18 protein-coding genes are annotated in these 22279 nt (G+C 48.3%); 5 read left to right on the top strand and 13 right to left on the bottom strand.

What is annotated here, in order from left to right:
- Nucleotides 1-140 precede the first annotated feature (140 nt).
- The 3 genes from E6W40_RS11345 to E6W40_RS11335 are packed head-to-tail and all read left to right on the top strand — an operon-like array spanning nt 141 to nt 3797.
- Nucleotides 141-1313 carry an ROK family transcriptional regulator gene (locus E6W40_RS11345; RefSeq protein ID WP_136605567.1) on the top strand — a complete coding sequence of 391 codons (1173 nt, stop codon included), beginning with the start codon at nt 141-143 and terminating at the stop codon, nt 1311-1313.
- A 19-nt stretch (nt 1314-1332) separates the two neighbouring features.
- The gene (locus E6W40_RS11340) at nt 1333-2628 is read left to right on the top strand and encodes a hypothetical protein (RefSeq protein ID WP_136605566.1); all 1296 of its coding nucleotides are present in this window, start codon (nt 1333-1335) and stop codon (nt 2626-2628) included.
- A complete protein-coding gene (locus E6W40_RS11335; RefSeq protein ID WP_136605565.1) occupies nt 2616-3797 on the top strand; it encodes an MFS transporter in 1182 nt (393 codons plus the stop codon). Before E6W40_RS11340 ends, E6W40_RS11335 begins: the two co-directional genes overlap by 13 nt.
- 832 nt (nt 3798-4629) lie before the next feature.
- Here E6W40_RS11335 and E6W40_RS11330 read toward each other — a convergent pair.
- The 3 genes from E6W40_RS11330 to E6W40_RS11320 are packed head-to-tail and all read right to left on the bottom strand — an operon-like array spanning nt 4630 to nt 7511.
- On the bottom strand, nt 4630-5649 hold the full coding sequence (locus E6W40_RS11330; RefSeq protein ID WP_136605564.1) for an ABC transporter substrate-binding protein: 1020 nt from the start codon (nt 5647-5649) through the stop codon (nt 4630-4632).
- Nucleotides 5650-5666: 17 nt separating this feature from the next.
- Nucleotides 5667-6428 (bottom strand): ABC transporter ATP-binding protein, encoded by a 762-nt coding sequence (locus E6W40_RS11325; RefSeq protein ID WP_136605563.1) that lies wholly within the window; start codon nt 6426-6428, stop codon nt 5667-5669.
- 3 nt (nt 6429-6431) lie between these two features.
- Entirely contained in the window at nt 6432-7511 is a 1080-nt protein-coding gene (locus tag E6W40_RS11320; protein ID WP_136605562.1) for a FecCD family ABC transporter permease, read from the bottom strand.
- Between the two features lie 322 nt (nt 7512-7833).
- On the opposite strand from E6W40_RS11320, the gene E6W40_RS11315 reads away from it, so the two are divergent.
- Nucleotides 7834-8127, top strand: a complete 294-nt coding sequence (locus E6W40_RS11315) for a cupin domain-containing protein (protein WP_136605561.1) — start codon at nt 7834-7836, stop codon at nt 8125-8127.
- Nucleotides 8128-8165: 38 nt separating this feature from the next.
- On the opposite strand, the gene E6W40_RS11310 is transcribed toward E6W40_RS11315, so the two are convergent.
- From E6W40_RS11310 to E6W40_RS11285, 5 genes are all read right to left on the bottom strand, one after another.
- Nucleotides 8166-9758, bottom strand: a complete 1593-nt coding sequence (locus E6W40_RS11310; protein WP_136605560.1) for a SagB family peptide dehydrogenase — start codon at nt 9756-9758, stop codon at nt 8166-8168.
- A 44-nt stretch (nt 9759-9802) separates the two neighbouring features.
- A complete protein-coding gene (locus tag E6W40_RS11305) occupies nt 9803-11752 on the bottom strand; it encodes a TOMM precursor leader peptide-binding protein (RefSeq protein ID WP_136605559.1) in 1950 nt (649 codons plus the stop codon).
- Nucleotides 11749-13707, bottom strand: a complete 1959-nt coding sequence (locus E6W40_RS11300; RefSeq protein WP_136605558.1) for a putative thiazole-containing bacteriocin maturation protein — start codon at nt 13705-13707, stop codon at nt 11749-11751. Before E6W40_RS11300 ends, E6W40_RS11305 begins: the two co-directional genes overlap by 4 nt.
- A gap of 191 nt (nt 13708-13898) precedes the next feature.
- Nucleotides 13899-14150, bottom strand: a complete 252-nt coding sequence (locus tag E6W40_RS30460) for a heterocycloanthracin/sonorensin family bacteriocin (protein ID WP_136605557.1) — start codon at nt 14148-14150, stop codon at nt 13899-13901.
- A 659-nt stretch (nt 14151-14809) separates the two neighbouring features.
- Complete coding sequence (locus tag E6W40_RS11285; RefSeq protein ID WP_168928889.1) at nt 14810-15223, bottom strand: MerR family transcriptional regulator; 414 nt, start codon at nt 15221-15223, stop codon at nt 14810-14812.
- Between the two features lie 94 nt (nt 15224-15317).
- On the opposite strand from E6W40_RS11285, the gene E6W40_RS11280 reads away from it, so the two are divergent.
- Nucleotides 15318-16163 carry an SDR family oxidoreductase gene (locus tag E6W40_RS11280; protein WP_136605555.1) on the top strand — a complete coding sequence of 282 codons (846 nt, stop codon included), beginning with the start codon at nt 15318-15320 and terminating at the stop codon, nt 16161-16163.
- A gap of 274 nt (nt 16164-16437) precedes the next feature.
- Here E6W40_RS11280 and E6W40_RS11275 read toward each other — a convergent pair whose 3' ends face one another.
- The 5 genes from E6W40_RS11275 to E6W40_RS11255 all read right to left on the bottom strand — a co-directional run bounded on the left by E6W40_RS11275 (nt 16438) and on the right by E6W40_RS11255 (nt 22250).
- Nucleotides 16438-17451 carry an S-layer homology domain-containing protein gene (locus E6W40_RS11275; RefSeq protein ID WP_136605554.1) on the bottom strand — a complete coding sequence of 338 codons (1014 nt, stop codon included), beginning with the start codon at nt 17449-17451 and terminating at the stop codon, nt 16438-16440.
- A gap of 130 nt (nt 17452-17581) precedes the next feature.
- Complete coding sequence (locus tag E6W40_RS11270) at nt 17582-18094, bottom strand: DUF3189 family protein (protein WP_136606948.1); 513 nt, start codon at nt 18092-18094, stop codon at nt 17582-17584.
- A 275-nt stretch (nt 18095-18369) separates the two neighbouring features.
- Entirely contained in the window at nt 18370-19452 is a 1083-nt protein-coding gene (locus E6W40_RS11265) for a Gfo/Idh/MocA family protein (protein ID WP_136605553.1), read from the bottom strand.
- Nucleotides 19453-19470: 18 nt separating this feature from the next.
- Entirely contained in the window at nt 19471-20454 is a 984-nt protein-coding gene (locus tag E6W40_RS11260) for a Gfo/Idh/MocA family protein (protein WP_136605552.1), read from the bottom strand.
- A gap of 101 nt (nt 20455-20555) precedes the next feature.
- Nucleotides 20556-22250: an extracellular solute-binding protein gene (locus E6W40_RS11255; protein WP_246072963.1), complete on the bottom strand. Its 1695-nt coding sequence runs from the start codon at nt 22248-22250 to the stop codon at nt 20556-20558.
- Nucleotides 22251-22279 lie beyond the last annotated feature (29 nt).

Raw genomic sequence — 22279 nt, 5'->3', positions numbered from 1 at the left:
CTATAAACAAATTATTTCAGTTTTATAATCATGTATTTGGAATTAAAACTTTTATTTTTATCATTTAAGTATAGTTTATAAACTTAAATGAAAACAATGATGCGCTATTGAATACCGAATGAAAGAAGTGATCAAGCAGCATGGAGGCACATTTACCAAGCACGATCCGCAAGCTGAACAAAGAGATGGTGCTGAATATCATCAAGGACAGTGGCCCCCTTTCCCGCACGGAGATTGCCAAACAAACAGGGATTACGAAAGCAACGGTATCTGATATCGTCAAAACACTCATCGATGAAAAGCTTGTTTTTGATGAGAAGGAAGATGACGATTTAAGCCGACGAGGAACAAGGCTGCATTTCGCCAAACAGTCGGCATACGGGGTTGCCATCGACTTGGGTGGGACCACCATTCATTTTGGACAGTTTAATCTGGCAGGTGAATGCATCGCGAAGGATACGATTGCCACATATCACCATCAGACCAGCGGGGATTTCCTACATCAGATGGCAGCAGATTTACGCTCATTCATTGAGCAATCGGGACAACCGCCGGAGAGGCTGGCCTTTATCAGTATTGCCACCCCCGGAGTAGTAGATCCGCTGACAGGCGTGGTATTGGAGGGTTCACCTAACCTCCCAGAGTGGAAAAATATCGGACTCGCCCAGTTTTTCAAAGATACGTTTCATGTTCCGGTCACCGTGGAGAATGATGTTCGTGCTGCGCTCGTCGGTGAGATGTATTCGGGAGCGCTGCAGGATCTGAGTTCCGCCGTATTGATCGGTATCGGCACCGGGCTTGGCTCCGCTGTACTGGTTGACGGGAAAGTGGTTCGCGGAGCGCGCAATGCCGCAGGCGAGATCGGATATATGATGTTTCATCATCAACAATTGTATGCCCCTTCTTCCAAGGGACATTTTGAAATTGTTTGTTCCGGCTCAGGTCTGGAGGCTGCCGCTTCCTCACTCTTTAAGAAGACGGTTACCGCTGAACAGATATTTATGATGGCCGAAGCAGGAAATCTGCAGGCGCGGTATTTAATAGAGCAATTCGAGGACCAGCTTGCTATTGGAATCATGAATATCATTGCCCTGTTGAATCCTCAAAAAATACTGCTTATGGGCGGAGTCACCAAATCGCTGTCTTTGCAGCAGCTTCAGGCCAAGGTTGGTCTGCATACAACCGATGTAACGGAGGTATCCATTGAAATTTCGAATTTACAGCACCGTTCCGCATTGCAGGGTATTGCGATATTAGGTCTTTACCAAGCCTTTCCGGCTTTGCAATATATGCAAGGCAAACAACTTTACTAACTTAGGAGCGTGAGAAAGCATGACAGGAATCCAAGTACACCCGCATGACATCGTAGATGAGGGCATGCCCCAGATTATAGCTTACATTCGTAAGCTTAAGGACATCCGGTATGTTTTTCCCGAGGTCAATACGATTTTTGAACGAAATCCAAATCCGGTCGGCAAGCTTCCGCGCAATCCCGTTCATGAGGTCGTGCACGGAACGGGCACCATGCATGCCGTGCTGCCTGCATACGAAGGATCCGGACTCGATCAGCGCAGAGAGCCGTCAGTTACCCCGGATCACGATCCACTTATGATGATTAAACATGCAATGCAGGATGAAGAATTTGAAGTGATTCCATGGCTGAATATACTCAACGGACATTTCGAAGGGGATGCGCTCGAAAATAACCTGGTCACCGATGTATACGGCAATTTCATTGACCACTGGCTGTGTCCGAATGCACCGGATGTCATTGATTTCTGGGAGAAAACCTTTGTCGGCCTGTACGAACGGTATGGCTTTACCACCTATATGATCGACCGCATCCGCTTTCCAGACTGGGGAGGACAGGAAGTCAATCCGAAAGGGTTGTTGACCTGCTTCTGCCCGCACTGCCAGCAGAAAATGGCTGAACAAAACCTCGATATTAATGAAGTCAAAAAGGCACTGGAAACCTGGGCAGCGCAATTAATGGACAAACAGTTTGAAATCGCTGTCGGCTTTGCCGCAGGCAACGAGCACATTCAATCATGGATTAAATTTCGCCAGCGCAGCGTCACCGGCTTTGTCGAGCGTCTAATTCAGCGTGTGCGAAAAGTAAACGACAGCTTTAATATCTGGTTGGATCTGTGGCCGCCTGCTTATGGCTGGATGCTTGGACAGGATTATGCCAGCTTGACCAAGCTGTCTCCGGCCTTGAAGCATTTTCCGTATCACAAGCTTGGCGGCGGTGCCGATGTTCAGGGCTTGATTCATTACTTGGCTGACACACCGGAGGAACAGGAACGGGCTTTCCAGGCATTTAAGCTCTTCTTCCGCCTTCCGTATGAATTAACCTACGAAGATTTTAAGAAAGATGGCTTCCCGATTCAGTTTGTTGCGGATCAGAACAATACGGTCCGTGAAAAGTCCGCACCGGGAACGCGTATATTCAGCGGCATACAAATGTGGAATATTTCGCCGGGGAATCTCATCGAGGCAGTGCAGGCCGGAGAAAGCAGCGCGGCGGATGATCTTCTGTATTACTGCTATGGCTGGGCAGGAGACGAACTGTTCGAAGCTATTCAATCCTACAGGGAGAAGGGAACGAATTCATCATGGAAAGAGTAAAACGTCCGGTCCTGTTTTTTCTGATCTTTGCAACCATGTTCCTGCTGGGCGGTATCCAAAACACCAAGGGTCTGATTTTGGAAAAGGTGCAAAATGACATCAATTTGAATATCAGCCAAGTCGGTATAATGGTAACCGTATTCCAGGTTGGATTTCTGCTGGCCAGCCTTGTTGCCGGTATCCTCGCGGACCGCAAAGGCATTAAATATGTCATGGGTATCGGCACTATCGTTATGATCATTGGACTTATCGGGACGGGGTTTTCCTACATCGTGGCTTTCTTCCTCGGATTTTATTTAGTCGTAGGTGTAGGTATCGGTTCGATGACTGTTTCTGTCGCTACATTAATTCCAACCTTTTTTAAGGAAAAATCAGCCGTCGTTTTTAATTTGGCGAATGCGTTGTTCGGGGTCGGGATGATTGTGACGCCACTAATTCTTAATCTCATCTTCTCCAACCATATCAGCTGGCGCTATTTTTACTTCGGTGTGGCGGTTATCATTGCGATTGTTTTCATCGTCCTTCAGTCCTTTAAACCAGGACAAGCCGCTGCAGCGGACGGGCAAGATCGCGTAACGCTCAAATCGGTGCTGCAGCTGTTCAAGGACCGGCAGATTCTCTTCGTCATTCTATATATTTTGTTCTATGTGGCGGCCGAAGCCGGGTTCCTGAATTTCTTCCCGATCTTCTACACTTCACTCAACATTGCAGGAATGTCTGCTGATCAAAAAGCATCAACGGCAGCTTATATTATTGCCAGCTTCGCGTTTCTCTTTACGATCGGCCGCTTTCTTGGAGGCTTCATCATCCTCAAGCTTGGTGACCGCCGTACATTGGTCACGTTCTCGCTGTTTGCCCTGCTGTCATTGATCCTGGGACGTATTCTGGTCACCAATACCAGCTACCTGATGATGCTTTTCGGACTTGCCATGTCGGTATTGTTCCCAACCGCGCAGGGTATTGCTTCCAAGTTAACGAAGCAGACAGGCTCCCTGCAAGGCGTCATCTATGTCGCATCCGGTCTGGGCGGCGCAGTCGTTGGACTATTGATCGGCCAGGTATCCGATGCTTTTGGCATACAAAACGGGTTTAACATGCTCTTTGTCTTCACAGCGATCATTACCGTTTTGGCCCTCCTGATCAAAACGCCTAAACAGGAACAGGCCTGAAGTTAAGGACGTTCTGAATTCATTACGCAATAAAGCATACTAAAAACAGCATGTCTCCCTCATCAGGAGATATGCTGTTTTGATACTATCCACCATTAAGAGAATGTATTTTTGGATTATGCTATCCTGCCCGTTAGCGTAACGAACAAGTATGTCATCCTAGTTAAGCCCATCATCTGAATAAGAAAACTATCGTACCGAATAGTGCTGGGGAATGTACTTATATCCACGTTAGAAACGATTTATTAACCATCTTTACATTGTTCATTTTTGCCCAATTCGTTAAATCCGAGGCACCTCTATCATCATCCTTTAAATACCTAAATGTCATATCCATTGGGACGATTCTCCTCCTGTAAGGTAATATCCCGATAACAGGTTTAAAGTACCCCATAGTCATTATCACTTTAATATCGCTCGAATTAATCATATGCCCATTTAATATGATTTGCTCATTGGATAGGCATAACTCGGTTGGTTTCTTGAAAAATGTTCTGTACAATGCGAGTAACAGTACAACTAAACATAAAAGAATCGCCGTTAACGAAAAGTAGAATACATTTCCCATATCCCATGATCTAAATACAAGAATAGATTGACTCAATATAATAGCAATCATTCCTATAATGGTTCTAATCCTTTTAGGACTCTTAATTGGATGCTTTATTTCACTCAACATTGTCCCCCCCCCTTGTTCAAATCCTAATCCTAACATACCATATATTGGAACTGAATTGCCCGTTAGTTGAGAAAAGGCAGCCGATACAAACCCGGCTGCCTTCACCTTTTTATTAGAGATTGGAGAAGTGCTCTAAAAGGCTATGTTATGAAGCTATTTAAACAGGTCGGGATACATTTCTTTGGCGAGCTTTTCCATCCCGTCGATCGTACTGTAGCCATAACTAAACAAATAATTGTAGTCTACCGCATAGATTTGCTTGTTTTTGATCGCCTTCATGCTGGACAATTTGGGATTTGCGTAAAGGGCCTCTTTGAGTTTATCTTGGCTCGTCCCGCCAGTCGTAATCCAGTCCGGAATGATGAGTACGTCCGGGTCTGCCTGAATCAGCATTTCAACGCTGACCTCGCCCGGTTCATTTTTAAAGACGTTGTCCAATTTGACCATTTTGAACGCATCGTTGAAAAACGTCTCTTTTTGGGCCGCGTATACGCTCACTTCCTTGGGATCGCTCATATGCAGATAGGCGAATGTTTTCTCGGCTTGTATACCCGCTAATTTAGTTGCAATGCCTTCCTGTTTTCCTTTTAGTTCTTGTATGAACGACTCAGCCTTATCTTGCACGTTGAATATTTGGCCAACATTTTTAATATCCTTGTAAATCGAGTCATAGTTCCCTCCGGTCACTGACGATTCCAAGACATAGGTTTTGATTCCCATGCCGTTCAAGGTGTCCACCGTGCCTACTCCCCAATCGGCGTTATCGAACAAGCCGCCTCGTCCGTATACGAGGTCCGGATTCGTACCCAGCGTCACTTCCTTCCCGACATACTCGTCGCTAAGGATATTCAGTTTGTTATATTCTGTTTCTACCGCTGGATCAGGTGCTCCGAAATTTGCTCCGACTCCGACGATTTTGTCGCCTAACCCCAAATGGAGCAGCATTTCTGCCGCAGGTCTGGTATTGGCCATGATGCGTTCAGGAGCTTTAGCAAATTCCTGCTCCTTCTTCTCCCAAGTCGTTCCCCCTTCAGCCTTCGAAAAATTTTCAATTGTTATCGGATAATGACTGGCAGCCTGGGCCTCCGGTTCATTGGTTTTCTCCGCATTTCCGCAAGCGGAAAGCGCCAGCATGGCCGCAATCCCGGCAGCGAGCAACAGATGCTTTTTCAATTTTCTTCCTCCTCTTTTTATAGACCGTAAGCAAATCCCAATCCGTTCGTTACCGGATTTACATATGTACGACACTTGATCTGATACAGCTCCTCAATGTTCTCCGGCGTCAGCACCTCTTCAGGCGTGCCATGCGCATATACCTCACCATGCTTCATGGCATAGAGATAATCGCAATAATGCGCGGCCATTTCCAAATCGTGAAGAGCGGCCAGTACCCCGATGTTTAATCCCTTCACGCAGGATAAAATTTCGAGCTGATAGCGAATGTCGAGATGATTCGTCGGTTCATCCAAAATCATGAATTTCGGCTGCTGCGCGATCGTTCTCGCCAAAATGACCCTCTGTTTTTCTCCCCCGGACAGCGACAAATAACTGCGCTCCTTATAATCAAGCAAATTCGTTCTTGCCAGCGCTTCCTCCACAATCGCTACGTCTTCCACTTTGTCGGATTCCAGCAGTTTCTTGTGCGGCGTTCTGCCAAGCATGACCATCTGCAATACCGTTAAATCAAAATTCATTTCATTGAACTGACCCACGACGCCAAGCCGCTGCGAAACTTTCTTTTCGGAAGTTTTCAGCACATCCAGGTCGCCTAAATAAACAGACCCTTTCAGTGGAATCAGGCTCTTGTATATGCTTTTCAGCAGCGTGGATTTGCCGCATCCATTCGGTCCGATCAAACCTACGAATTGCCGGTTTTTGACCTGAATCGAAGCATTCTTCACGATATTTTTTTTGCCGATCCTGAATTCCATTTCCTTTGCGGTCAATTCCATGTCTCATCCTCCGAAATTGTAGCCTTTTTTCACGATCATGTAGATAAACAGCGGTGAGCCGATCACTGACGTAATGATCCCGATGGGAAGTTCCACATTATGAATGAGCGTTCTGGATAAAATATCCGACCATATCAGGAACAATCCGCCGAGCAGCAGCGTTCCGGCTGTCAACTGCTTATGATCCGCACCAAAAATCCCCCGTCCGATATGAGGAATGATCAATCCGACAAAACCGATCATCCCTGCATAAGCGACCATCGTGCCTGTAATAAGCGCCGCTGCGATCATATATAATTTGCGGTAGGCACTTAAGTTAATGCCGAGCGTGATCGCAGACTCGTCGCCGAGCAGCATTGTATTCAGCACCCGGTGCTGGAAAAGAAATAATGCGCAGCCTAGCAAAACGACCACCGCCATGATCGGCGTTTTATCCCAACTGGAGGAAGCAAGGCTTCCCATGGACCAGAACGTGACGGTCTTGATGCCTTCCGCGTTGTTGGCGAAATAAATGACCAGGCTGGAAAAAGAACTGCATAAAGCCCCGATAACGACGCCCGATAATACAAGCTTTACAGATGTCGCTTTGCCTCCGATGCTGGATAACACCAGCACGGCAATTGATGTGACCATAGCCCCGGCAAAGGCGCCGAAGGCGACGCCGAACTGGGACAGCAGCGCGCCGCTGCCGAATCCGACCAGGATCGCAAAGGTTGCCCCCAGGGACGCTCCGGAGGAAATCCCCAGGATGTACGGATCGGCGAGGGGATTTTGCACAACAGCCTGCATAATCGTACCGCATAAGGAAAGTCCCATGCCGATCAAAAGGGCAAATATGACACGCGGCATTCTGACTTGTAAAATGATGTTTACAAATGAGTCGCTTTCGACATGGCTCATCGATCCCCACTTGCCATGGGTCAAAGCATGTATCATAATCTCCATCGCCTGCCGGAAAGGAATATGTACCTGTCCAATCGATACGGAAAAGACAGCGGATATCGCGATCAGAATAATCAATAACAATATCACCGTATAATAGCTGATTCCTATTCTTCTTGTTGTCCCTTCCTTCGTATTCAAGAATTCACCTCCTAATGATGAAGTAATCAAAGTATGATAAGTATGATAATGATTATCATTATCATCGTTTATATTAAGTCATTTTCTTCTTCATTACAATTCCTATTGAATTATTTCTTTTTGTTAAAACAAAACATGGGTAATGATTTAAATTAAAAAAGCTTTTCAACATAGTCAAATCTCAGGAAAGTTCTCTCCTTCACAAGCAATATTTTTGCATTCATAAGTTTGGACTATTGGTTCCGGATGTACCTTATATAGCCTACGTCTCTTCCTTTAACGACCTATTCAAAGAGAGCAAAACCGGGTATTGTGAAGGAATATGAATATATGGCTGGCTGCTGATATTTTGCAGAACATAATTATGCCAACAAAAAAAACGGCAAATATGCCGTTTTTTTGTTATTCCCATGTAATGCCTTCATGGCTTCCTGATCATCCAGCAGCCAATCACCAGCATCTCGAAAGGCAAGAAATCGTGTTGATTGTGACGGGCAGCGCGGAGATTCTAATGGAAGATAGACAATATAAGCTGCAGGCGGGCGATGTTTTACAATTTCCGGCTCTGGTAAGAGAAGCCCGTTTAAAGAGCGGGTTTTCATCGCTAACGATATGACCGTTCGCGTCAATGTCGTCAGCGATGATTTTTTTATTTTAACGGCTCAAACTACCCGCCAACCGCAATCGTTGACGATAGGGACCGACCGGTATAAAAATCAGCCCGGTTTCATCCCGAGAATCCGTCCGATATAGCGCATCGCTGGAATTGGCGTCAAACCCGAGTAGCGGACGTCCTCCCATCCCGAGGGCGGATGCTGCCAGCAATAATCGGTGCACGAGCATTCCGGCCTCCATTTGCTGTATGCGGTATCCCCGCTTGCCGAGCTGCGATTGAAAGAAACTCCTCTTCCCTGCCACATGAAAGCTGAGCGGCACTTGAAACAAATTGATATTGGGAAGCGACATTCCCTCCTGCATCCGCTGTCGGTGATCTCCAAGACAAACCGACTGCAGCGCATGCGCGGTGCCATCATACCAATAAGCGCCATCCGGAACGTTTTCGACCCCGTAGAAGCAGCCATAAAGGAATACACGGGGTTCCGGCCGCTCCTGTGGTCCATCCAGGTCATTGCGATACGAGAAGGAAGCCGTCGCTTCCCGAAGCAGAGCTGCAAGTCGGGAGAGACCGATCGGCTTCCAGATAAATTCCGTCTCGGGCGAGAACCGGTTGCGGCAAACCGTCGCCAAATCATAGGACAAGCGGTCTACCGGCGGCAGAGGCAGTGCGAGCGTTTGATTCGGGATTGCTTGATCATCCTTCCGGATCTGTCGAAACAATTGTGTCGAATCCAGTCGGGACGCATAGCTCATCCGAAGCAGCATCGGATAATCTGCGATCCTCCGCGATCTGACATAGTGATCATGAATGACTGGCGACAACTCCCGGCACAGCTCGGAGGCAGAAACAGTGTCCTCATCCTCTTTCCCGCTTTCCATCCACCGAACCGCCGGCTCTGTCGATAACGGGATAACCGCATACACGCTCTCCTCTTGTTCCGATAGTCCGAGCAGATGATTGACGGCTTGGTCGAGAAATTGAAAATGTACACTAGACGAAAATCCGAATCGTTTCGCGATTTCGAGCAGCTGTCCGATCAAAATGCCAGCATCTAGTCCCTGCAGCCGATAGGCAAAATTATTGTATTTGTAAAAATTTTTCCAGTAAACCGTAGATACGATCGCGGCTCCGAAGCAACCGTTAGCGTCGTGGCGATTCCCGAGCGACCTGGCTAAATAATCGTCGAAATTCCCTTCGCGCAGCAACACCAACCGGTGATGCGCCGCATCGTAATGGTATACGCCGGCAGGCAATTCACCAAGCTTCAGATAGAGATACAATTCGCTCGGATATAGCCCTCCTCCGGAAGGAACGAAGCGCCGGCACATCTGCAAGACGCCTCCCGATTCTTCCGATGTATCCCGCTCCATGACGGATTGGGTCAATTGCGTAAGCCCGAATACATAGTAAAGGAAATGACCGATATCGCGAAGGGTAGGCACACCAGTCGTATCCCTGCCTTCGAGCGTTGCTGGCACTTCCCTGGATAGCGGAATCATTGGCAAGCCGCGATAAAGCTTGTAAGGAAGCGGCGCGTCATCCCAGTCCGTCTCCCAATCCAAGGGCTTGACCTTATCCGGATCATATTGCAATCGGTGAAGAAAAACGTCCAAATTCATATGACTCATCGCTTTCCTCCTTGTCTTCCAACCCCGCCGCCTCATAGCCGTATTTATGGGAACGGGTGCGGATACTGATTAAGCTGCTCGGGCGATAAGGGCTCCAGCGAATAAGATAGCTCCGCAGGGACCCTGAGCACTCTATCCAGTCCCGTCAAACGGATGAGATGCTGCCCGAACGTCATCGGCAGCATGCCGGGAATGAGCACTTTCACGCAATGCAGTCCGTTGCGACGCGTCTCCGGAGTCGTCTGGTCAACCACGATTACTTCAAGATTCAATTGGCGAAAAACATGCAGCATGGCCTTCAGATCATCGGTCAGATCGGCGTTCCAGCCCCTTGGTTTAAACGCTTCGGCGAACGTTTGCATCGGACGATCGTTATTCAGCAGAAAATCGAGCCGTTCCTCCGCCTGTTTCAACCCGTACAGCATGGAGTGGTCCTCCATCTGAACGACCTGGTACGGATCGAGAAGCATCCGTTTATACTGCTGACGGTTTTCCTCGAATTTCTCGCTGACGGTGAGCAGCATGCCCGCCACTTCGTGGATCGCGCTTTTTGCCGCGCGGATCGGATCCGGATGGGCGCCCGCTGCGCAGATGAGGTTCACGCCCCGCTCTTTCTTGTTTTTCGCGAGCGCCCACACGCTCGGTATGCCGTGCTCCATTGTCGATTTATACAAATGCACGTCATAGCCCGCCACGGCCTCCAAACGATCCGTCATCCATCTCAATTCCCGGTCCTGGACCGAACGATGGTCTAGTCGCGGCAGGGGCAGTCGCGCATACCAGGTCATGAGGAAGGAGTCGCGCTCCACCACTTCCAGCATCCCGTAGAAGATCGCTTCCTCTAGACTGCCGCCCAGCGCGCAGCCATTGGACGTTTCATAGACAAATCCGTGACCGCAGCCCGAACTGTAATAAGCCAGCAGCTCCGGTACGAGAATCGGACGCTGCTCCAGGAACGAATAACCCCATACCCAATCGATTGGCCGCTCGGGATCGAATGGCTTGAACGGGAAGTCTGCACGTTCATACTGTTCCTTCGCATGGACGCCTACGCGGAGAGGATCGAGGGCTTGGTCCTGCACATTGCTGAAACTGGCATGAACGACGGATCGTTTGCCGCGGGGCGACAGACCGCAATAACGCTCCAGTCCCTCCAGGATGGCCGTCATCTCGCTATCCGCATAGGAGTGGGTCCGACCTGCGCATGCCTCATCTCCGCCAAACAAGGGCAAATTTATGCTCGCATCGGCAAAAGGAGACACAAGGTCAACCATTTTTCCATTCAGAAAACCGGTCCTGGCATCCAGATATTCTTTGGCCAAAACACCCTTTAGCTCATCCATCGAACGGCTGCGATACGTTTCGGTGCTGATTTTCAGGCTTGGCTGCAGCGCAACGCGAGCCGTCTCCGCATCGTCTTCAGGCAATCGGCCGCAGATCGGACATAGCGGATCGGGCAGGAAGAAGTGCAACGAGCTTTTCATCGTACGCAGATTGATCAGGTATATCCGGCTTTCCGTCTCCGGCTTTCCGCCCTCCAGCATCTTAACGCCTTCTGCCGCAACAAGGCGCGCTACCTGCAATATCCCCGTTCGAGACGCCCAAGTGTCCCGGGCGATCCCCCCATGCGATGCCAGCATCTGCTGTAGGTCCCACGATTCCCTGCGGTCACTTCCCGCCAGCAGGAGCCGGGTATCCGCGCATTGCGAGCATCCTAGCCCCTCCGGACGAACCAACGGACCGACAATCCCCTCTCCAAATGCAACAAAGCCGCGCAGCCAGGGCGTTCCCGACTGACGGAACCGTTCCTCCGCCGCAAGATGAACGGAAGGATCCCAAGCATCGTTCAATACGAGCGCCAAGTCTCCTATTGCCGCCTCTCCAGATTCAATGCTCTTCTGCCGGATCAGCCGATAGCGGTCATCCGCAGACAATAACTTGCTTACCATATCCGCGAGCTGTCCTTCCCCGATGACCGTCACGATCGCGCTCAAAGCGTCTCCTCCTCTCGCAGCGACACGCCAAACACGCCTGCCAGCTCTTCTTGCATAAACGGTTCTGTCGACAAATCAACAACCACGATCCGCTTACGGTTCGATTGCAGGATCTCCCGGACGGACTGCAGCGTCATGCCATATTCAGACTCATCAAAGCTGGGAATCGTCAAGCTCTGCGTCAAGGCATCTTCCATTTTGACCGAAGAACGCTCCAGGATTTGGCCTTGGATGTCCGCAGCATCGTTTTGGATTTTCATCAGCGCCTGTCGGAGCGCTTCTCGCAGCGCCATCGTGCGGTTGACTCCGACTCCGCCGTACCAGTACCCGTTCGTACCGACCCAGACGACCGGGAAACCCAAGGCTTCTTGCCCTAGTCCGATTACAGGGGCGTCCCGCATCGTAGTCAATACGCGCAAGCAATAGAGGCAAAAATCGTCCTCAACCTTGCTTAGATTGATTTGATAAACGGAGGGCAGGCTGGATTCGGAACGACTTTTCAGCTCCTCGAACAGATATTTCCGCAGTCCGCGGAAGACCGCTTCCGCTACCGTCTCTCCTGCACCGATCCCTACATATTCATGTGGCTGCGACTCGAGCGAGCTGGCAGAATCCGGCTGCGCAGGTCTGGCCGCCTTCAGAACCCCGGCCAGTCGCGACACGTATGCCTCGATGCCGGCCAAGCCCGCTTCCTTCCTTGCTTCATGGTGTGTCATTCCCGAACAGACGATTTGCGGCAGCAGCTCGGCGGGGCCTTCCGATAGCGGGTCGACTGCCTGGACGCGACACTGCGAGAGCGGAAGCTGCTTCGAGTCCCCTTCCTCCCAACAGTGAAGAATGCCGGTCTCTGCCGAAGTCAAGCGATTGAAATAGGAGAGGAGACGGTCTGCCTCCTGCCCCTCTGTACGCTGATCGATTGGAAGGTCGAATAGATCCGTAGGCTCCGCCGGACGAAGACCCCTGACCAGCGGATGGGGAAGTAACGGATGCCACTCTCCTTCTAATGTCTCCGAATTCAGCAGGAACAGCTTTCCGTTCAATTCCGAAGCCGTCGTCTCCGAAAAGGTCTTAAGCCATTCGAATACGACCACATTCGCGAGCATAGCTTCCGACGTAGTTGAGAAGGTGGTCGGTTTATCCACATCACCAAGGGCGGTTCGGTGAATCCTGCGCCATGCGGATTCGAAGCAGACGTCCGAATCCGGGTGCACCAGCGGCCCTGCTATGCCCACCTGTCCCAAGTAGATGGCAGGCAGCAGCAGCTTCTTCGCGTCCCTGCAGGCAGCATGCAGCGCTCTAAGCTCTCCGGGATCGTCATTCTGAGCGACGTAGAGAACGGAATCCGCCAGCCGCACAACCTCAGACCAATCGAGGAAACCGTCATTCGACGGAAAGATCTCCTCGACCTCGATATCGAGATCCGATAGACGCGCGGTCGCCGTCAGCTCGGAGATCCGCTGGCGATCCGTGGTCGCCCGGTTCGTAATGAGCATACGAAACCGGGGCAATCCAGATTCCAACAAAGCCGCAACGAGCGAGACAAATATCGGACCGGAACCGACCGCAATCGGATTAGCCTGGCGATAGACTTGAAAGCAGTGAGCGCCCGAACCGCCAAAGCTGTCCAGAAATTCGATTTGTGCGGCATATTTCCGTTCGACAGCTTCTGGGAGGGCGTGCGGGCGGTCTTGACTGGTATCCCGGACAAAGCCGTTACCCAGCAGTACTTCCGCGATTTCATAAACCCGTACCCTGTGCGGTTCCGGCAGGCCGTCCGTCAGATCCGCCATGGAATAATCCCCACTCCACATGGGCATCAATTTTTCGATCCACAGATCGACCATGTCGCCTTCCATTCGGAACGAACCCGTATTGTTGCGAAAATAGACGCCTCCATTCGAATCGGGGAGAAAGAACGTATCCCCTTTCACTTTCAGACGCATAGAAGGGTTCAAGTTTTTATTCCTCCTTAAGGTTTTGCCAGAGGCAAAACCGCATTGTACGCACCTTCGGTTTTCCCTCATTTTTAAGTTATGTAGAGCGTTTTGTCCGTCATGCCTAAAACTAAAATAGGAACAGCCCCAGCAAGACGAGACATCTGCAGGGGCATACCGTATTGCGGATCGTCAAGCGAGCTTTTCGGTACTCAACGGCAGCGAGCGCAGCTTCCGCAACGTGCGCAGCTACTGCAGCGGGCGCAGTTGAAGCAGCTACTGCAGCGGAAACAGTTGCTGCATGAACAAAAACCGCCACAAAAACCGGCGCAAAAAAAGCAAATACCAGCACATAAGCGGGGATCCCCCGGACCGTTCTGATTTTGCCCCGACATAGGCGTCATCCCCGTCGGATTGAACTGGCCGACATTCAAGTTTTGCAGATCCTTCTGGAAATCGTTCATTTTATACCCTCCGTATCATTCATTTCACTGTCCTTGCTTGGGACAATCGTTATACGAGAATGTTTAGATCTGGTTCCGACCGGCATACAAGCCCATCCCCCCTTCTCGACTAGATAATTTATGAAATTGGATCCACTAGTGTTCCTATGACATCCGCCTACCAAAAAACGATTACGGTAGGGATCCCTAAAACCGAACTCAACCATGAGGTTTCGGGATTTCGCAGATATGGATATTCGGTTTTCATTAAATCAATCGTCTTGTTGGATCTAGAAATGGTGACGAGAACAGGAAGACCATCACAACCTTAAATCGAACCTTTTTATTTAATAAGTTAACAGCAACACGAAATGTTGAATATGAACAGAATGGAGTGAAAAACGCCAATTATGTGGGATCACTTATGTATTTTTCTTTGACACAAATGTTCCTATATAAAAAAAGAAAAGCCTGGTTTTACAAGCTTTTCTGGACTAAGATATGTAGGCAGATTTGTGTCAGTGGACAACTATCGCCGATGAGATAGGTTAGCCAAATAAACGATTTTGTACGGCGCTTAAGAGGATGTAATAGGAACTTTGGATGGATAGAAGAGAAGTACGATGTATGTATTCCTGTTTCAATTGTTCCGCATGGACTAATGGAAGCTACAAACCAGCTCATTCGGATGAGCCGGCATGCCAAGCCTTTAGCATCTCTTGAGCTTTTTGTGGATCCTCCATGAGTAGAGTCTTATACTCCAGCATCTTGTTAAGGGTGTCCAGCATTTGGTCGTATTCTTCCTTCTTGCTTTCGATCTCCTTTTTCTTGCCACGAATCCAATCTATAATCTGCAGGTTTGTGTGCGCATTGGTGTCGTAGTCCTGCAGAACTGCCTTCAGTTCAGCCAGCGAACAGCCGATGGACTGGAACTTTTTGATGAGCTTCAACCGCTCGATAGCCTCTTCCGAATAGTTACGGTAATTATTGCTTTCTCGCCGGACATGCCGATCATCCAGCAAGCCTTCCTTTTCATAAAAGCGGATCGTATGGATCGTTAATCCCATCTTGTCCGCCAGTTCCTGAATTTTCATGATTATTTCACCTTTGGACCGCTTGCCATAGAGTTCACTTCATAGTTTATGCTAAACATGTTCAAGCAGTCAACTCATGAAGGAGGATCTCATTATGCATGTTTTTGTTACAGGAGCAACAGGGTATGTTGGTTCCGCGGTCGTCCGGGAACTGATCGACTCGGGTCATACAGTGTCGGGTCTTTGCCGTTCTGAAGAGAAAGCCGCGGGATTAAAGGCGACGGGAGCCGAAGTGCTGTACGGCACGCTGGACGATCTCGATACGCTGGGCAGTTCCGCCGCTGCTGCGGACGGCGTTATTCATCTGGCGTTCACCAACGATTTTTCCGACTTTGAAGGTGCGTTAGCTCTGGATTTGAGAGCCGTTGAAGCCATGGGAGCGGCGCTTGAAGGCTCCGGGAAGCCGTTCATTACCACGGCTCACGCTAATGGACATACCGTGGATCAAGCAGTGCTCGCAATGGCAGAGCGGGGTATCCGGTCATCGATCGTCTCGCTTGCACCGTCCGTGCACGGCGAAGGCGATAAGGGCTTTGTGCCAATGATGATCAACATTGCACGGGCGAGGGACTTCGCCGCCTACATCGGCGACGGAACGAACCGTTGGCCAGCAGTTCACCGCCTGGATGCGGCGGTTCTGTACCGTCTGGCGCTGGAATCCGCCCCGGCGGGCTCACGGCTGCTTGGTGCCGGCGATGAAGGCATTCCGCTCCGCGAGATTGCCGCTGTTATCGGACGGCAATTGAAAGTGCCAGCAGTCAGCATAACACCTGAAGAAGCAACCTCTCATTTCGGCTTTCTTGGCCCTATTTCGGCATTAGACATCACAAGCTTGTACAATACTACGCAAGCGAGTTTGGCAACACGGGAACTTCTGGGCTGGAAACCGATCCAGCCCGGATTGATCGCCGATCTCGAAAAAGGGCATTATTTTGCTTGAAAAAGGAGGGCTTACCATAAGCCTTAAATGGCTGCTTGGACACCCTCTATAATAATACAAAAGAGATTGTTTACTAGTACTATTTGTTGAATAACCATTAAGACATAAGGAAATAGCATAAATAAAGTGAGGACTATATTAGAAACAACTCTAATATAATCCTCACTTTTCTTTTAAAAGCTCAAATAATACCCATGGAAGAATAGTTTTAGGTAACCTTTAATAACAAATTGATTTATTTTATGACTATCCTTCTACTCGTTACCTGGATCTCTTACTTATCGATCTCTTGCACCCGATCGACCATTGCCGTCGCGTCTGTAAGGGTAACTCCGTTCTTCGGATTGAAGTTGCCTTCTGAGTCCAGTTCCACGATCTTGAGAGCAAGTGCCGTTTGAATCGCGCCTTGATATTGGATATCGATTTTATCGTTGTCCTTGATCTCTCTCGGGATTAGCTTCAACATCGGCAGCTTGCCTCCCGCTTGAAGGGTGTGGATCAGCAGGTACGTAAATGACTCGCGGGACACAACGGCTTGCGGATCGATCTTGATCTGCAGTTTGTCTCCAGACGCCCCTTTGATCAATTGCGCGGCTTGTTCTGCCGTGAGAACGAAGCTCTCATTCCCCTGCGGCGCTTGGTGAGCTTTCAAATAATGAAGTGCATTGCTAATTTCGATGGCCGCTTCCGCACGTGTGATTTCTTTCTTCGGATGAAACTTCCCGTCTTTATCCAGCTCTATGACGCCGTAGTTCAAGGCGCGTTGGATCGATCCGGAATAATCGACATTGACTTGATCCTGGTCTTTGAATTCCTTGACAACCGGATGTATCATAGGCAGCTTACCGGTAATTTCGATCGTATGAACGAGCTGATGCGTAAAGGCTTCGCGCGTCATCTTTTCATTCGGATTCAGATCTCCAGGCAGGTCTAGTCCGTTGACTGCGGCGACAATGAAAGCATTTGCGTACCAAGCGGAATCTTTAGCATGCTTGTAATAATCGGAAGCCTGGGGCTCTTTAACGAAACGGACAAAGTCCAAATTCAGTCCCAGCGCGTTGACGAAAAACTGTATGCTCTCGGCCTGTGTGACGGTCTTATTCGGAGCAAACAGTTCTGCGGTAATTCCCTTGATCAGGCCGCTGTCATGCAGGGCAATGATTTTGTCTTTATCTTGCACGTTATTCAGATCTTTAAAAGCGGCCGCAGAAGCGAAGTCTTGTCCGGCCAAGCTGAGTGCCAGGGCAACGGCTGCGGACAGGGTAATGACTTTGGAAGGTTTTTTCATAAATGTCACCTCTTGAAGTGGTTTGTTGGTTTATCTTGCCATCATAGACGTAACTCCACTCAAAAAGGTTTCTCAATTTACTCAAAATTAAAATATCCATTTCATCTCCATTGGCTATGTACCGGTCTTATTATTTAAATGCTTCATTTTCTAAAATAATAACTTTTTTTTCATTAGAGGACTTCCCGGTTCGTTTCGTATTTTCAACCAACTGAAAAATATTATCACAGCATTGTTTAGCACCCATAATTAATAACGGAACACCTATGAAATCGATTTTTAGTCCTCTTGATAAGAAACCTCCAATTGACATGACAAACGGTACAGTCGGTGACGTATTAGAGAATATTATTTTTTCATGAAAATGATGTTTGCTTTGTAGTAACAAGCTTAAGTCATTTAATGCCGGAACAACAAGTTTGGAGGATTTTCGTCCAATTGTATATACTGAATCTCCATTTTCGTCTATCCCATGAAAAATGATTTTTCCCGAATCCTCTTTAGTTAATTTATTGAAATAGTTAACATTTAATATTTCTTCTTTAGTTAGTTTTCGTCCTGATTGGGTAATTTCTCTTAAATGATAAGCAGCTGCAAGAGCTGTTGTATGTGTCCCACCATAGTCATTATAGATATAAATCATATTATCATCCTTTATATGTTTATCTATAGCTATTATTGTCATTATTTTTAGTTTCAATTCGGCTGATGTTCTCATAGCTCTTATTACACTGTATCGTCAGGAAACAACAGAAGAAGCCAACAAATATATTGTTGGCTTCTAGTAAATACTTTATCAATTAATGTTCCCCGTTAGTCAAGTGTAACTACTTCTTCAATAGCCATCGCCCATAATCAGTGCCAGTGATAAGATGCATGTCATCAATGTGTTTTATAAAGCTCTCCCGTATCACGTCCTTATTCCTTATCAAAATAAACGGTTTTTCCTGTATCTGCGGATATATACACCGCTTCTAGTATTTGTGAAACAATCATAGCTTCCTTCGGTTTAACCAAGGGTTCTGTATCGTTCACGATACTGTGAATCCATTGTTTGGCTTCATACTCGAAATCGGACATTTCTTCTCCTCTGAATCGTTCCCTTGCATTCGGGTTCACATCGATATGATTCAGGAACAAGCTCCCGTTCCTCTCGCCATTGATCCGCAGTTCATTTTTAGTAAAATCTGCTCCTCCCTTCGTTCCGCAAAGCAGGTTGCCGCCGCCTTCCGCTATGTTAAGGGCCCAACTGGTTTCAATGATGACCGTAGCTCCATTTTTAAATTTCACATACCCGAACGCCGAATCTTCGACCTCGAATTCGTTAGGATCCCAGGCTCCCCATTCGTTCGCGGCATTTTCGGTATATTTCAGTTTATGGAAGACGCTGCCGACGACACTCTCCGGTTCATAGTTATCCATCAGCCATAGGATCAGATCAAGGGAATGGGTTCCAATATCGATCATAGGACCGCCCCCCTGTTTCTCTTTATCCAAAAACACGCCCCATGTAGGTACGCCTCTTCTTCGGGTAGCGACAGCTTTTGCAAAATAGATATCTCCAAGTTCCCCATCGGCAATCATCTTCTTTAACAGTTGGCTTCTAGCGTTGGAACGATTCTGGTATCCGACAGTTAGCTTCTTACCTGTTCGCAAGTGGGCTTCGTACATCGCTTTGGCATCCACACCTGTGACCGCCATTGGTTTTTCGCACATGACATGTTTGCCGCTTTCGAGAGCATCAATGGAAATCATCGCATGAGAGCTGTTCGGTGTAAGCACATGTACGACTTCAATATCTTCTATCGCAAGCAGTTCCTTGTAATTTGTAAACACCTTTGCGCCCGGTGTGCCGTATTTTTGTGCCGCTTCCTCGGCTCTTTCCGGCTTCAAATCGCAGAAGGCCACCATCTGTACATTGTCTAACTTGGACAAACACGGCATATGTTTGCCGCCCGCAATCATTCCGCAGCCGATGATCCCTACCTTTACGGTTCTCATTGAATTCCCTCCCCCGCGTTATTTGAACTCTACCGTTCGGTTCTCCTTATGAGCGACGTATGCCGCTTCCAATAGCTCAGTCAATTTCTTCCCGTCTTCCAGTCCGAAGGGCATCGGCTTGTCATGAATCAATGCATCTGCCCATTGTATGATCGGTAGCGGCTGCTCTTGGGGGAGTTGATTAGGCGAAATCCATCCGGAAAAAGGTAAATCGAGCTTCTTGGAAATGACTCTGACGGTATCATCTGAGATGATCAAGGTGCCCTCCGTACCGTAAATCTCAAGAGCAGAAGGAGTTTTGTACGTAACCAGGCTTGTTTCGACCAGCGCGACCGCGTTGTTCACGAACTCAATCGAGCACTGCGCATTATCTTCTACGGCACGATGGGTGAAATAATGAAACATGGATGTGATTCTTTTGGGCTTACCGAGCAGCCAACTCGCGATATACATCGGATGACAGCCCAAATCCATCATGGCACCGCCCCCTGTTTGCTTCACATCATACCAGTAATCCGGGAGCCAATTGTTCAAAGCACCGTCATGGCCGTTACGAATACGCAAAAGTGTAATGTCCCCCAATACATGGTCATCGATCAGCTGCTTTGCGAACAATTGATGCGGCCTTGTACGAGCGGGAAATGAAATACAGAACTTGACGCCTGCTTTGCGTACCGCTGCAGAAACAAGGTCGCATTCCTCAGTGGTAAGTGCCATGGCTTTCTCGGTAAAGATATGTTTGCCGGCCTGAGCGGCTGCTACCATGATGTCTGCGTGCATACTTGTAGGGGCATCAACGACAACCCCATCGATGTCTTCCCGTTGCAGCAGAGTGTCCAAATCCGCTTTGAAATCCGTTCCCAATTCGGCAGCCCATTCGCTTCCGCGTTCAGGCTGTTCGTCCCAGACGGCCGTGAGCTTAACATTTCCATGCAATTGTAACCTTCTTGCGTAATCAGCTGCATGCACATGCCACTTACTTAACATCGCAACGTTCAACATGCGTTTCCCCCCCTGTAATCGTTTAATCAAAGAATATGAGTGCTGTTAGAAATGATAAGGGATGGCAGTGACGCCATCCCAACATGGATAAACTTCCTTCATTAGAAACCTACATCATTTCTTTCTGCGGCTTTTTGAGCCACGAACTCCGCCATTTCTTCCACGCCGGCAGCTCTGAATTTTTCTTGAATACTATGAAGTATTTTTAGCGCTTCTTCATCTGACGCCGCAAAAAATGCTTTCTTAAATTCGTCATCGAAATTCAAACTGCTGGTTTTACTGATAAATTCCTGATATTTAGGCCATTCTCTTGCAAGGTAGCTGGCGCTGACTTTGTCGATGATTTTGATAGGCATTTTTACCGAGAAGCTTTCCTCCAGCTTTTGCCACTGCGTTTTTTTATCTTCGGGCGTAGGCCAAGTGACATCATTGGAGAATGCCCCGATGAACCTTCCTGGCAGATAGTTGAGCCCTGCGTCTCTCTTCAGATCCGGGTTTTCATCGAATTGTTTTTTCACATCCGGAATCCATTGCGGTACCCCGTTTTCCAGGGTATAGTGCGTTCCTTCGATCCCGAAATAGGCAAGCAATCGGCCTTCTTCGCTGTTAACATAATCAATGTACCGCAATGCCGCATCAGGATCCTTGATATTAGCGCTTAAGAAAAGGACAGGGAAACCGGAACGGCCGGGTTTCTCTACCTGCGTTCGAATGTCTCCGTTCTTATTCTTCATGGGTCCGAGTAGTTCATATTGCATTTCCGGATTCGTCTTATACAGCGTTTTTTGTAAATCAGCTAACATCGGTTGGGCTCCAAATATGCCAAGCTTGCCTGTTGTGAGCTTTTCATTCGCTGTCGTGCTCGTATTGTTGAACGCTTCAAGATCAAACAAACCTTCCTTTAGTAACTTTCTCATGTATAACAACCTGGCTTCGTAATCCTTGGACTGCGTCCAGTGGATCAGTTTTCCATCCACTTCACGGAAGTCCGAAATCGAGTAATCTGACCATCCGGCAAGGAATTGTCCGTAATCCCATCCATTCCACATCGTTCCGGCCGGGATGACCGGCTTCCCGCTAATATCCTTGAAACCGCCATCTCTGATCTTGACCAATAGATCATATAGTTTGTCTTGTGTATCTATATCCTCCGGCTTAATATTTAAAGCTTTCAGGATATCACCCCTGGCAAACAGGCCGTAATTCCAATTATGAATGCTCTCGGGGGTTCCGTCCGGGGTCTCCGTAGGAATGAGATACGTCTTGCCTTCAAAGTCGGGACTATTGAGATCGAACTCGTCAAAATCCTTCGCGATTCCGGTGGTCACAAGTCTTTTAATATTCGGGTATTTATCGAGATAAGGAGTTAAATCCAGAAGCTGTCCTTCCGTGGCCGCCTTCTTGATGACTTGCCCTTCTCCTCCTGTAGTAGACCAGAAAGGTGCGTTAACAATATCCGGAACCGTACCGGAAGCAAATATGGTGTTTAGTTTTTCTACTTCGCTTGTTGTGATGGATTCCAGGTTTAACGTTACCCCGGTTTTTTCCCTGATTTTTTGCGCTACGGGATTATTCTTCTGGTCCTGCGGGAAACCGGCTCCGCCACCGTTCCAAGCACTGAGGAAAGTCAAGGTTGCCGGCTTTATTTCTTTCGTACCTGACTCTTTCGTCGGACCCGTGTCAACCTTGCCTGCTTCCTCTTCTTTGCTTGTTCCCGAGCATGCCGTCATGGTCACTAAAAGCAGTAAAGCGATTAGTGTTATACCAAGAACACTCCTACGCCTGTTCTTCCTCATACTGCAATCCCCTTCCATTGGAAGTTTTT

The organism is Paenibacillus dokdonensis, from assembly GCF_004916975.1.
Taxonomy (GTDB): domain Bacteria; phylum Bacillota; class Bacilli; order Paenibacillales; family Paenibacillaceae; genus Paenibacillus_AQ; species Paenibacillus_AQ dokdonensis.
Note: the sequence above shows the minus strand (reverse complement) of the source record. Positions and strands in the feature narration are given on the sequence as shown.